Here is a 13,655-nt window from a genome sequence, read left to right as displayed (position 1 = left end):
TTTCCGATCATTAAGAAAGGAGGAGCAATGAATGGCTGAACTCATCCATTCCACAATCGGCAGGCTGCTGGAACAAACAGCTGATACGTATCCCGATCGAGACGCTGTTGTGTATCCAGACCGAAATATCCGCTATACGTACGCCGAATTTGACAGTCTGTGCCGTCAAACCGCTAAAGGGCTCATGCGAATGGGGATTGGAAAAGGAGACCACGTCGCCATATGGGCTTCTAATATCCCTGAATGGCTTGCCGTCCAGTTCGCAACTGCGAAGATCGGAGCCGTGCTCGTGACCGTCAATACCAATTATCAAGCACACGAGCTGGACTACTTGTTAAAGCAATCGGATGCCTCCGCGCTTATTATCATGGATTCATACAGGGGCACTTCTTATCCAGACATCGTGAGCAGTTTAATTCCAGAACTGCAAGAAGCAAAGCCTGGCCAACTGAAATCAGAACGCTATCCCTTTTTAAAAACGCTGATCTATATTGGCAATAAACGGTTGCCTGGCATGTATCATTGGGACGATACAGAGATATTGGCGAAAACAGTGACAGATGCTGAGCTTGAAGAGAGAATGAACAGCCTGGATAAAGACGATGTGATTAATATGCAATACACATCAGGAACGACAGGGTTTCCAAAAGGCGTGATGCTGACCCATTTTAATGTCATCAATAACGCTGCCAATATCGCTGAATGTATGGTTTTAACTTCTCAAGACCGCATGTGCATCCCGGTTCCGTTTTTTCACTGCTTTGGATGCGTGCTTGGGGTTTTGGCATGTGTATCCGTCGGGGCAGCCATGATACCCGTGCAAGAATTTGATCCTGTTACCGTCCTTAAAACGGTAGAAAAAGAGAAATGCACAGCCCTCCATGGTGTGCCTACCATGTTTATCGCCGAGCTGCATCATCCGGATTTTGATGCATATGATCTATCGACGCTCCGAACAGGAATCATGGCCGGCTCTCCTTGTCCAAGTGAAGTGATGAAAGCTGTGATTGAAAGGGTGGGCATGAAAGACATTACGATCGCCTATGGACAAACCGAAGCCTCGCCAGTCATTACACAAACGAGAGCAAATGATTCCTTCATAAGAAGAGTCGAAACAACCGGCCGCGCCCTGCCACATACTGAAGTGAAAATTGTAGAACCCGGGACATGTCAAGAAGTTCAAAGAGGCGCGCAGGGAGAACTGTGCACCCGCGGCTATCACGTCATGAAAGGCTATTATAAAGACAAAGAAGCGACCAGAAAAGCAATCAATCATGACGGATGGCTGTTTACCGGAGATCTTGCTGTCATGGATGAAGACGGGTACTGCCGCATCACTGGAAGATTAAAAGATATGCTCATCAGAGGCGGCGAGAACATTTATCCGCGGGAAATTGAAGAATTTTTATACCGGCATCCCGCTGTTTTAGATGTACAGGTCGTTGGTGTGCCTGACGCCAAATTCGGGGAGGAAGCTGCAGCCTGGATTAAACTGAAAGACGGTAAAAGCGTTTCACCTGATGAGCTTAAAGCCTATTGCAAAGGGAAAATCGCCCGCCACAAAATTCCGCGTTATGTTATTTTTACGGATGACTATCCGATGACGGCCTCAGGCAAAATTCAAAAATATAAACTGCGAGAAAAAACGATTGAAATGTTCAACCTATCATCAAGTCAATGAGGTGAAATCATGTTTACAAAAGTACTGATCGCCAACCGCGGAGAAATTGCAATGAGAATTATCCGAACATGCAGCCGTCTCGGCATTAAAACGGTCGCGGTTTATTCAGAAGCAGACAAGGACGCGCCCCATACAAAAGCCGCTACAGAGGCTTATTTGATCGGGGAATCGAGAGTCAGTGAAAGTTATTTAAATATAGAGAGAATCATAAACACGGCGAAAAAAGCAAATGCCGACGCGATCCACCCTGGATATGGATTGTTATCAGAAAACAGCCGATTCGCTGAACGCTGCAAGCAAGAAAACATCGTGTTTATCGGACCTTCCCCTGATATCATCGCAAAGATGGGCAGCAAAATTGAAGCGCGAAAAGCAATGGAGGCTGCAGGTGTCCCTGTGGTGCCGGGCGTTTCTGAATCCCTCGGAGATATAGAGGCAGCCTGCCGCACCGCAAGTCAAATCGGCTATCCTGTCATGCTGAAAGCTTCAGCGGGCGGAGGCGGCATCGGAATGCAGCGTGTTGAAAATGAAGAAGCATTAAAAAAAGCGTACGAGGGAAACAAAAAGCGCGCAGCAGATTTTTTCGGTGACGGGTCGATGTATATAGAAAAAGTTATTGAACATGCGCGTCACATCGAGGTTCAGCTTTTGGCCGATCAACACGGCCATACAGTACATCTGTTTGAACGTGATTGCTCTGTTCAGAGGCGCCACCAAAAAGTCATTGAAGAAGCACCGTCTCCATTTGTAGACGATGAACTAAGAATGAAGATCGGGCAAACAGCGGTAAAAGCAGCGAAGGCAATCGGCTATACGAACGCAGGCACCATCGAATTTATAGTTGACCAGAAGCAAAATTTTTATTTCCTCGAAATGAATACGAGACTGCAAGTTGAACACCCCGTGACTGAAGAAATAACAGGCCTGGACTTAGTGGAGCAGCAGCTGCGGATTGCTGCGGGCCATACACTCACATTCTCCCAAAAAGACATCCAACGGAACGGGCATGCGATAGAGGTTCGAATATACGCGGAAGATCCCAAGACCTTCTTTCCGTCACCAGGTACGATCACTGCGTTTTCACTTCCTGACCAAAAAGGAGTCAGACACGAATGTGCGGTAGCAAAAGACAGCACCGTTACCCCTTTTTATGACCCGATGATCGCTAAGATGATTGTCAAAGGCCAAACCAGAACAGAAGCAATTGAAAAACTAGAGACAGCGCTTCGCGACTATCGTGTAGAGGGAATCAAAACAAATCTTCCGCTTCTCATACAGGCTGCGGCAACAAAGGCATTTAAAGAAGGGGATGTCACGACTGACTTTTTGAAACAACACCTATAAAGGAGGCAGTTGTCATGACGGTTAGCATACAAATGGCAGGAAACCTGTGGAAAGTCCACGTCAAAGCCGGCGACCAAATCGAAAAGGGCCAGGAGGTAGCCATTTTGGAATCGATGAAAATGGAAATCCCGATCGTTGCAGATAGAAGCGGAATCGTAAAAGAAGTCAAAAAAAATGAAGGCGACTTTGTAAATGAAGGAGACGTACTGCTCGAACTGAGCGATTCCACTCAATAATTTGGAGGAAGACCATGTCATATCCTAAAAAAGTGACAATCAAAGAAGTCGGCCCGCGTGACGGCTTACAAAACGAGCCCGTATGGATCGCAACAGAGGATAAAATAACCTGGATCAACCAGCTTTCCCGGACAGGGCTGTCGTATATTGAAATCACATCCTTCGTTCACCCGAAATGGATTCCGGCGCTTCGAGATGCTATCGACGTAGCAAAAGGCATCAACCGTGAAAAAGGGGTAACGTACGCGGCACTTGTCCCGAATCAAAGAGGACTGGAGAATGCGCTTGAAGGAGGCATTAACGAGGCTTGCGTTTTTATGTCCGCCAGCGAGACGCACAACAGAAAAAACATCAATAAATCCACTTCTGAATCCCTTCATATACTCAAACAGGTAAACAACGACGCACAAAAAGCAAACCTCACAACAAGAGCCTACCTCTCGACTGTTTTCGGCTGTCCGTACGAAAAAGATGTCCCCATTGAACAAGTCATTCGCCTTTCAGAAGCTCTATTTGAATTTGGAATTTCTGAACTGTCGCTTGGAGATACGATTGGAGCGGCTAATCCCGCCCAAGTGGAAACTGTACTTGAAGCTCTTTTGGCACGATTCCCGGCTAATCAAATTGCCCTGCATTTTCATGATACGAGAGGAACAGCTCTGGCCAACATGGTCACAGCACTCCAAATGGGCATCACGGTGTTCGACGGCTCGGCAGGCGGGCTTGGGGGATGCCCATATGCGCCAGGTTCATCAGGAAACGCCGCAACTGAGGATATCGTGTACATGCTTGAACAGATGGATATCAAAACAAATGTAAAGCTCGAAAAACTGCTATCTGCGGCCAAATGGATTGAAGAAAAAATGGGCAAACCGCTGCCGAGCAGAAATTTACAGGTGTTTAAATCATCTTGATAAAAGGGAGGACGCATACAATGGGAGACTCTATTCTTTTTACTGTTAAAAATGAACATATTGCGTTGATCACCTTAAACAGGCCTCAGGCAGCAAATGCTCTTTCAGCGGAAATGCTTAGAAACCTGCAAATGATTATCCAGGAAATTGAATTCAACTCAAACATCCGCTGCGTCATCCTCACAGGCACCGGTGAAAAAGCGTTTTGTGCAGGGGCAGACCTGAAGGAACGGATAAAACTGAAAGAAGATCAGGTTCTGGAAAGTGTATCTCTCATTCAGAGAACGGCGGCTTTACTTGATGCCTTGCCGCAGCCGGTCATAGCTGCGATAAATGGAAGCGCATTAGGCGGCGGACTAGAATTGGCATTGGCATGCGACCTTCGAATCGCAGCTGAATCAGCTGTGCTGGGACTTCCGGAAACAGGGTTAGCTATTATCCCTGGCGCTGGAGGGACCCAAAGGCTGCCCCGGCTGATTGGCAGAGGAAAAGCAAAAGAATTAATTTATACAGGCAGACGCGTGACCGCACACGAAGCAAAAGAAATCGGCCTTGTAGAGCATGTCACGGCTCCTTGTGACCTTATGCCAAAAGCAGAGGAACTGGCCGCAGCCATTTCTGCCAACGGGCCGGTCGCTGTCCGTCAGGCTAAATTTGCAATCAATAAAGGATTGGAGACAGATCTCGCTACAGGCCTTGCGATTGAACACAAAGCGTATGAACAAACCATCCCGACAAAAGACAGGAGAGAAGGGCTTCAGGCCTTTCAAGAAAAAAGACGGGCCGTATACAAGGGAATATAAAAGGGAGGCAATGCTCATGGATTATGAAAAGGAACGAACAGAACGGGCTGAACGGATTCGAAAAGGCGGAGCGGAAAAGTATCATCAAAGCAATCGGGAAAAAGGCAAGCTCTTTGTCAGAGAGCGGCTTTCCCTTCTCTTTGACGATGACATTGAGCTAGAAGACGCTTTTTTTGCGGAATGTATGTCAGACGGGCTTCCCGCTGATGGAGTTGTAACCGCTATCGGCAAAATCGGCGGCCAAACCGTTTGCGTCATGGCGAATGATTCAACAGTGAAAGCGGGGTCATGGGGAGCAAAAACAGTTGAAAAAATCATCAGAATTCAAGAAACCGCCGAAAAATTAAACTGTCCGCTCATTTATTTAGTCGATTCGGCAGGCGCCCGAATTACCGACCAAATCAATGTCTTTCCAGGGAGACGCGGTGCAGGAAGAATTTTTTACAATCAAGTCAAATTATCAGGACGCATTCCGCAAATCTGTCTGCTTTTCGGACCATCTGCAGCAGGTGGCGCTTATATTCCGGCCTTCTGTGATATCGTCGTTATGGTAGACGGTAACGCCTCCATGTATTTAGGCTCGCCAAGGATGGCGGAAATGGTCATTGGCGAAAAAGTGTCTCTCGAAGAAATGGGTGGCGCCCGTATGCATTGCTCAATCTCCGGCTGCGGAGATATTCTTGCAGAAACTGAAGAAGAAGCCATACAGCTGGCGCGGGCTTATTTGTCTTACTTTCCGGCAAATTTTCAAGAAAAAGCGCCCATTCATGAGAAACGCCCGCCAAAACACTTCGACACTCCGCTTGCCGACGTCATTCCGCAAAATCAAAACGCACCTTTTGATATGCATGAGCTGATTGAGCGGGTCATAGATGAAGACTCATTTTTTGAGATTAAAGCCTTATTTGCACCGGAATTATTGACGGGCCTCGCACGAATCCACGGACAGCCTGTCGGCATTGTTGCAAACCAGCCGAAGGTAAAAGGAGGCGTCTTATTCCACGATTCAGCAGACAAAGCGGCTAAGTTTATTACCTTATGTGACGCTTTTCATATCCCATTGCTGTTCTTAGCCGATATCCCCGGTTTTATGATTGGCACAAAAGTAGAACAGGCTGGGATTATCAGACACGGAGCGAAAATGATTTCTGCGATGTCGGAGGCAACTGTTCCAAAACTCTCTGTCATTGTCCGAAAAGCTTACGGGGCGGGGTTGTATGCAATGGCAGGGCCGGCATTTGAACCGGATTGCTGTCTAGCGCTCCCAACCGCCCAAATCGCCGTCATGGGCCCTGAGGCAGCTGTAAACGCTGTCTACGCTAAAAAAATCGCCGAGCTGCCAGAAGAAGAGAGAGCCGCATTTATCAGCAGCAAACGGGAGGAATACAAAGAGGACATCAATATCTACCGTCTGGCTTCAGAAATGATCATTGATGCTGTTATCCCAGCCAATTCGCTGCGTGATGAGCTGGCCAAACGGCTCAAGGCATACATGACAAAAGAAATGACATTTACCAATCGAAAACATCCGGTTTATCCGGTGTAAAAGCAAGAACTTAGGAGCGCAAAAATAGCGCTCCTTTATATATTTACAATAACAACATTATGTCAACTAATTACCTTTGCATAAAACGCTTGGTTTTTTAGAATAGTAAATAAAGGCTGCCGCACCTCTAGCGGCAATTGTCAGTTTATCATAAAAAGGGGCCTACATTATGTATCATTTATATTCACATAACGACTTGGACGGAGTAGGGTGCGGAATCGTAGCAAAATTGGCATTCGGAAAAGACGTAGAGGTCCGGTATAACTCTGTCAACGGCTTAAACGCACAGGTGCAGTACTTTTTAGAAAAAGCGAAGGAGAGCAACAGACAGGACACGTTATTCATCACCGATCTCGCCGTCAATGAAGAAAACGAAGAGAGATTGAATGAGTACGTTCATACAGGGGGCAAAGTGAAGCTCATAGACCATCATAAAACAGCCCTTCATTTGAATGAGCATGAATGGGGATTTGTCCAGGTGGAATACGATGATGGAAGGCTCACATCCGCGACATCGCTGTTATATGGCTATCTCGTTGAAAATGGCTTCATGAAACCGACAAATGCCTTAGATCAATTCACAGAGCTCGTCCGCCAATACGATACATGGGAGTGGGAGCGGTACGATCAAAAACAGGCGAAGCGGCTTAATGATCTTTTCTTTTTGCTGTCAATCGATGAATTTGAAGCAAAAATGATCCAGCGCCTTTCCACGCATGACGAATTTTTCTTCGATGATTTTGAAGAAAAACTGCTTGATTTAGAAGACGAAAAAATCGAGCGCTACCTTCGCAGAAAGAAAAGGGAAATGGTACAAACCTTTGTTCACGAACACTGTGTAGGCATCGTTCACGCTGAATCGTACCATTCAGAGCTGGGGAACAGGCTAGGGAAAGATAACCCGCACCTCGATTACATTGCGATTTTGAGCATGGGGTCAAAACGAGTCAGTCTCCGCACCATTCATGATTACATCGATGTGTCAGAAATCGCCGGCCGATATGGCGGAGGAGGGCATGCAAAAGCGTCCGGCTGTTCAATAACCGATGAAGTATACGAGTTGTTTGTAGCTGAAGCTTTCCGCATTGATCCTGTACGGCCGGATGCCTTCCGTAACATCTATAATCTAAAGGGATCTGCGAATGGATCATTATATGAAAATCGCGCACAAATGAGATTTTTTCTTTTCCCTTTAGACAACGAATGGAATATTCAAATTAACGGAGAAACCCAAGACGAAACATTCGCAGCGTTTGAAGAGGCAGAATGGTTTATTAAGAGAAATTATGCCGCATCGCTCGTGCGGGATGAAGTGTTTGTCGCATTTTTAGCGGAGAATCTGAAGCTGGCAAATCAACATCGCAAGTAAAAAAATATGCATAGGGGAGCGTCAGTCACCCTATGCATATCCGCTAGCTATCGTTTAAATATGGCTGTACGTTTCTTAATCACAAAATAAAGGGCTATCACGACAACAGCCAATATCATAATCGGTGTTGTATAAGTGCCCGCTATATTCTCAACATCATCCCACTGGCTTCCTAGCTGTATGCCTAAATAAACAAACAGAATAGACCATGGAATGATAGCAAGCACAGTCAGTACCACAAATTTGAGAAAAGGCATTCTGGCAATACCTGCCGGAATGGATATGGCATGTCTGACAACCGGTATAAAACGAGCCGAGAAGACAACTCCGGCGCCGTATTTCTGAAACCAGTTTTCCGACATGTCGATATGATGCTTTTTAATCAATAAATACTTCCCGTATTTGTCCAGAAATGGCCTGCCGCCATAGCGGCCGATCCAGTAAATAAAGATCTGGGCAATGGTGCCCCCGATAACACCCGCAATAATTGCGCCAATAAATCCAATCGTGCCCTCCGATACCATATAGCCGCCATAAGCTAATACAATCTCACTCGGAATGATTTCAATCATTAACCCAATCGCAATACCCGCATATCCCATGTTCGTCAGCCATGTTAAAATTTCGCTTATCAAACTGCCCACATTCTTCACAACCTGTCCTAATCTTTTTCACTATTATATGACTGATTGACGAGCAAGATGGTTACAATTTTTTTACCGCAGCATTTCTTTCGTTTCCTGTTTGATCACATCTTCTAAATAGGCCAAAAGCTGAGATCTCATTTCGGGACGCATTAAGCCGATTTCGGTGCTCGCTTTAAAACAGCCTAGCTTATCGCCAATGTCATATCGATTTCCTTCCAGCAGCCGGGCATGGATCGGCTCCTTACGGCAAACCTCACGAAGCGCATCTGTCAGCTGAATTTCGTTGCCCGCGCCTCTGCCAATTGTCTTCAAAACGGAGAAGATCGAAGAATTCAGCACATAACGTCCCATTACTGCGATTTCCGAAGGTGCTTCTTCAGGAGAAGGCTTTTCCACTAAATCGTTCACTTCATATACATGCCCTTGAGACCCTGATGTATTTATAATACCATATTTGCTGACATCCTCAGGGAGAACTGACTGTACACCGACAACCTCTGTGCCATAAACGTCATATACATCCATTAATTGCCGAAGAGCCGGTGTTTCAGACACCATAATATCATCACCTAAGAGAACAGCAAAAGGCTCATCTCCGATAAAATGCTCCGCACACAGCACCGCATGGCCTAATCCGAGCGGTTCTTTCTGGCGGATGTAATGAATGTTGGCCAAATCGGCAATCTGCTGCATTTCCTTAAGTGTCTCCGTCTTGCCTTTTTCCCGGAGATTGAATTCCAATTCGGCCGACCGATCAAAATGATCTTCAATCGAGCGTTTGTTTCTCCCTGTAATAATCAGTATATCTTCAATTCCTGACTCTGCGGCCTCTTCTACAATATATTGGATTGCTGGTTTGTCGACGATTGGGAGCATTTCTTTAGGCTGCGCCTTTGTCGCCGGCAGAAATCTCGTTCCTAAACCCGCTGCGGGAATAACCGCTTTTCTCACTTTTTTTCTCATTCATCCTCACTCCTGATCCTGTATGTTTTTCAGTGAATCTCCAAATACCCAGATTCGGTTTCCGATAAAATTCATCATCATTCCGCCGATAGTGGCGGCGAGCTTACTCACCAAAAGCGAGCAGCCGCAATTTTGAAACAAATAAAGCAGCAAAAAGGTGATCCCCGACGCGGCAATATTAATCATGAGAAAACGCACGATCTCTTTCCCGTCAGCCTTACGTTTCACACAAAACGTCCAATTCCGGTTCCACACATAGCTGTTGACGATACCTGCAGTATAGGAGCAGATCTGCGCCGGCAGATAAGAGACATGACAAGCGGTAAGAAGAAAGAAGACACCAAAATCTATCAGCGTATTGCCGACGCCTACGGTGCAAAAACGGCCTAATGTCTTTATTTTTTCTTTCAGCGTAACGAACCTCCCTTCATAAAAGATGCGAGTGGCAGTCATATTTGTTGATATGGATTACTATAGCGGACAGTGTTGAATAAACATTTAATAAAATATGAACAAAACATGAAAAAGCGGGTATACCGCTCAATAGTTCTTATAGTCTTGAAAAAAAACAGCCGCATTGAACGGCTGTTTTTTTGTGTCTGAAAACATACAAATATAAACGGAGTGTTAGCCCCATCTTATCAATGAATAAATGTATCCAGTTCCTTTGTAGAATCGAAAAACTAACTCCTCCAAAAGTTTCTATACACAATTTTTTTAATGATGTAGGATGTTAGATAAAGGGATATCTTGGATAATGATGTAATCTCCGTTCAATGTGATTAGTGGGAGGCCATGAACAATCCTGTCTTTTTATTTTCTGGACAATGGTCACTAGGAATGGGGAAATTTTTTCGAACAATTTTGAAGGAGTGGTGCGATCTCCTCGAAGAATGGAGACACATGAAGATGAGCTTTCAGAACAAGAACTGGGAACATTGCTAAACAGCTTCCGGCTACCTTATGCGTGCGATCTTCATGACCTGTTGTCATCAAATTCCAAAAGAAAATCCCCCATTTTAAGGAAAAAGGAGGATGTGAAGTGATGAGGAAAAAGTGTAGCGTATGTTTATGGATTCTAGTTTTATTATTGAGCTGCTTATCTGGGAATTCTGCGTATGCTGCCACAGGTACTACAATTGCAAAACATATAGGGAATTCAAACCCGCTTATCGACCATCATTTGGGAGCGGATCCGGTTGCGCTGACCTATAACGGAAGAGTCTACATCTATATGTCAAGTGATGACTATGAATATAATAGCAACGGAACAATTAAAGATAATTCATTTGCCAATTTGAATAGAGTATTCGTCATATCTTCAGCGGATATGGTGAACTGGACAGACCACGGAGCCATTCCGGTAGCAGGTGCCAATGGAGCTAATGGAGGCCGTGGAATTGCAAAATGGGCAGGTGCGTCATGGGCACCGTCAATCGCAGTTAAAAAAATTAATGGCAAGGATAAATTCTTCCTTTATTTCGCAAACAGCGGCGGAGGTATCGGGGTTCTCACCGCAGACAGCCCGATTGGTCCATGGACCGACCCAATCGGAAAACCGCTCGTAACGCCAAGTACGCCAGGAATGTCTGGTGTTGTATGGCTTTTTGATCCGGCAGTATTTGTAGATGATGACGGCACCGGTTACCTGTATGCCGGGGGAGGCGTTCCTGGCGGTTCAAATCCAACGCAGGCACAATGGGCCAATCCTAAAACGGCAAGGGTCATAAAATTAGGGCCTGATATGACGAGTGTTGAGGGAAGTGCATCTACAATTGATGCGCCTTTCATGTTTGAAGATTCGGGATTGCACAAGTATAACGGAACATATTATTACTCCTATTGCTTCAATTTCGGCGGCATGCACCCGGCCGATAAACCCCCGGGTGAGATCGGCTACATGACCAGTTCAAATCCCATGGGTCCCTTTACATATAGAGGGCATTTCCTGAAAAATCCGGGTGCATTTTTCGGAGGCGGCGGAAACAACCATCATGCTGTTTTCAATTTTAAAAACGAGTGGTATGTGGTGTACCATGCGCAAACTGTCAGTTCCGCTCTGTTCGGGGCCGGCAAAGGATACCGTTCTCCCCATATTAATAAGCTGGTGCATAACCCAGATGGATCCATCCAAGAGGTAGCAGCAAATTATGCAGGTGTAACACAGCTTTCCAATTTGAATCCTTATAACCGGGTAGAAGCTGAAACGTTTGCCTGGAATGGACGCATTTTGACAGAGAAATCGACAGCACCCGGCGGGCCAGTAAATAATCAGCATGTAACAAGCATTCAAAATGGAGACTGGATTGCTGTAGGAAATGCAGACTTCGGGGCGGGCGGCGCCAGAACGTTTAAAGCAAATGTAGCATCCACTATAGGCGGGAAAATAGAAGTGCGCCTCGACAGTGCAGACGGTCAACTTGTAGGAACCCTAAATGTACCTTCCACAGGTGGAGCGCAAACGTGGAGAGAAATAGAAACTGCGATAAGCGGGGCAACCGGCGTGCACAAAGTATTCTTTGTATTTACCGGAACAGGTACAGGAAACTTGTTTAATTTTGATTACTGGCAGTTTACGCAAAGATAGTACTCGTAATGGGACCGCTTAAAAACGAGGCGGGTGAAGTCCGGAACAGCCCGCCATTATGGATATGCCATGCAGATTTTTTAATACCGTAAAAGACACATGACGAAGGAGAGAAATAAATGATTCCACGCATAAAAAAAACAATTTGTGTACTATTAGTATGTTTCACTATGCTGTCAGTCATGTTAGGGCCAGGCGCTACTGAAGTTTTGGCAGCAAGTGATGTAACAGTTAATGTATCTGCAGAGAAACAAGTGATTCGCGGTTTTGGAGGGATGAATCATCCGGCTTGGGCTGGGGATCTTACAGCAGCTCAAAGAGAAACTGCTTTTGGCAATGGACAGAACCAGTTAGGATTTTCAATCTTAAGAATTCATGTAGATGAAAATCGAAATAATTGGTATAAAGAGGTGGAGACTGCAAAGAGTGCGGTCAAACATGGAGCAATCGTTTTTGCTTCTCCTTGGAATCCTCCAAGTGATATGGTTGAGACCTTTAATCGTAATGGTGACACATCGGCTAAACGGCTGAAATACAACAAGTACGCAGCATACGCACAGCATCTTAACGATTTTGTTACCTTCATGAAGAATAATGGTGTGAATCTTTACGCGATTTCGGTACAAAACGAGCCTGATTACGCTCACGAGTGGACGTGGTGGACGCCGCAAGAAATACTTCGCTTTATGAGAGAAAACGCCGGCTCGATCAATGCCCGCGTCATTGCGCCTGAGTCATTTCAATACTTGAAGAACTTGTCGGACCCGATTTTGAACGATCCGCAGGCTCTTGCCAATATGGATATTCTCGGAACCCACCTGTACGGCACTCAGGTCAGCCAATTCCCTTATCCTCTTTTCAAACAAAAAGGAGCGGGGAAGGATCTTTGGATGACGGAAGTATACTATCCGAACAGTGATAACAACTCGGCGGATCGATGGCCCGAGGCATTGGATGTTTCACAACATATTCACAATGCGATGGTAGAGGGGGACTTTCAAGCTTATGTATGGTGGTACATCCGAAGATCATATGGACCTATGAAAGAAGATGGTACGATCAGCAAACGCGGCTACAATATGGCTCATTTCTCAAAGTTTGTGCGTCCCGGCTATGTAAGGATTGATGCAACGAAAAACCCTAATGCGAACGTTTACGTGTCAGCCTATAAAGGTGACAACAAGGTCGTTATTGTTGCCATCAATAAAAGCAACACAGGAGTCAACCAAAACTTTGTTTTGCAGAATGGATCTGCTTCAAACGTATCTAGATGGATCACGAGCAGCAGCAGCAATCTACAACCTGGAACGAATCTCACTGTATCGGGAAATCATTTTTGGGCCCATCTTCCAGCTCAAAGCGTGACAACATTTGTTGTAAATCGTTAAGGACACCAAGGCAAGCGGTACCGCATTGGAGCGGATACGGATCTAAACGCCGTAGTCATAACCGCCAAGGGTGCATCAAATAAACCTGCACGGAAATAAAAAAGTCGAAGTCTGAAAAAAGCGATTTTCCGATCAGAAAATCGCTTTTTTTCGTCATTTTCTGCTTGAAGATTATAA

Annotated in this window: 12 protein-coding genes; 9 read left to right on the top strand and 3 right to left on the bottom strand. The window is 45.5% G+C overall.

Going from position 1 to position 13,655, the window contains the following annotated elements; all coding sequences use genetic code 11:
- Window positions 1-31: 31 nt before the first annotated feature.
- The 7 genes from NYE49_RS09975 to nrnB all read left to right on the top strand — a co-directional run bounded on the left by NYE49_RS09975 (window position 32) and on the right by nrnB (window position 7,893).
- Window positions 32-1,681: an AMP-binding protein gene (locus NYE49_RS09975; protein WP_047182686.1), complete on the top strand. Its 1,650-nt coding sequence runs from the start codon at window positions 32-34 to the stop codon at window positions 1,679-1,681.
- 9 nt (window positions 1,682-1,690) lie between these two features.
- Window positions 1,691-3,025: an acetyl-CoA carboxylase biotin carboxylase subunit gene (locus NYE49_RS09970; protein ID WP_015383787.1), complete on the top strand. Its 1,335-nt coding sequence runs from the start codon at window positions 1,691-1,693 to the stop codon at window positions 3,023-3,025.
- A gap of 14 nt (window positions 3,026-3,039) precedes the next feature.
- Window positions 3,040-3,261 (top strand): acetyl-CoA carboxylase biotin carboxyl carrier protein subunit, encoded by a 222-nt coding sequence (locus NYE49_RS09965; RefSeq protein WP_014476962.1) that lies wholly within the window; start codon window positions 3,040-3,042, stop codon window positions 3,259-3,261.
- Window positions 3,262-3,275: 14 nt separating this feature from the next.
- A complete protein-coding gene (gene ldeG / locus NYE49_RS09960) occupies window positions 3,276-4,175 on the top strand; it encodes a hydroxymethylglutaryl-CoA lyase (protein WP_015383785.1) in 900 nt (299 codons plus the stop codon).
- Between the two features lie 20 nt (window positions 4,176-4,195).
- Complete coding sequence (locus NYE49_RS09955) at window positions 4,196-4,978, top strand: enoyl-CoA hydratase (protein WP_047182685.1); 783 nt, start codon at window positions 4,196-4,198, stop codon at window positions 4,976-4,978.
- A gap of 10 nt (window positions 4,979-4,988) precedes the next feature.
- Window positions 4,989-6,524, top strand: a complete 1,536-nt coding sequence (locus tag NYE49_RS09950) for an acyl-CoA carboxylase subunit beta (RefSeq protein WP_080344200.1) — start codon at window positions 4,989-4,991, stop codon at window positions 6,522-6,524.
- A 169-nt stretch (window positions 6,525-6,693) separates the two neighbouring features.
- Window positions 6,694-7,893 carry an oligoribonuclease NrnB gene (gene nrnB, locus NYE49_RS09945; RefSeq protein WP_015383782.1) on the top strand — a complete coding sequence of 400 codons (1,200 nt, stop codon included), beginning with the start codon at window positions 6,694-6,696 and terminating at the stop codon, window positions 7,891-7,893.
- 47 nt (window positions 7,894-7,940) lie between these two features.
- On the opposite strand, the gene NYE49_RS09940 is transcribed toward nrnB, so the two are convergent.
- The 3 genes from NYE49_RS09940 to NYE49_RS09930 form a co-directional block, all read right to left on the bottom strand.
- Window positions 7,941-8,537, bottom strand: a complete 597-nt coding sequence (locus NYE49_RS09940; RefSeq protein WP_003231529.1) for a DedA family protein — start codon at window positions 8,535-8,537, stop codon at window positions 7,941-7,943.
- Between the two features lie 72 nt (window positions 8,538-8,609).
- On the bottom strand, window positions 8,610-9,503 hold the full coding sequence (galU, locus tag NYE49_RS09935) for a UTP--glucose-1-phosphate uridylyltransferase GalU (RefSeq protein ID WP_038827847.1): 894 nt from the start codon (window positions 9,501-9,503) through the stop codon (window positions 8,610-8,612).
- 6 nt (window positions 9,504-9,509) lie between these two features.
- Entirely contained in the window at window positions 9,510-9,956 is a 447-nt protein-coding gene (locus NYE49_RS09930) for a GtrA family protein (RefSeq protein ID WP_003231531.1), read from the bottom strand.
- 592 nt (window positions 9,957-10,548) lie between these two features.
- On the opposite strand from NYE49_RS09930, the gene xynD reads away from it, so the two are divergent.
- On the top strand, window positions 10,549-12,090 hold the full coding sequence (gene xynD / locus NYE49_RS09925; protein ID WP_047182683.1) for an alpha-L-arabinofuranosidase: 1,542 nt from the start codon (window positions 10,549-10,551) through the stop codon (window positions 12,088-12,090).
- A gap of 119 nt (window positions 12,091-12,209) precedes the next feature.
- On the top strand, window positions 12,210-13,478 hold the full coding sequence (gene xynC / locus NYE49_RS09920; RefSeq protein ID WP_029317861.1) for a glucuronoarabinoxylan endo-1,4-beta-xylanase XynC: 1,269 nt from the start codon (window positions 12,210-12,212) through the stop codon (window positions 13,476-13,478).
- Window positions 13,479-13,655: the final 177 nt, after the last annotated feature.

It is taken from the genome of Bacillus sp. FSL L8-0358, from assembly GCF_038593095.1.
GTDB lineage: Bacteria > Bacillota > Bacilli > Bacillales > Bacillaceae > Bacillus > Bacillus subtilis.
Note: the sequence above shows the minus strand (reverse complement) of the source record. Positions and strands in the feature narration are given on the sequence as shown.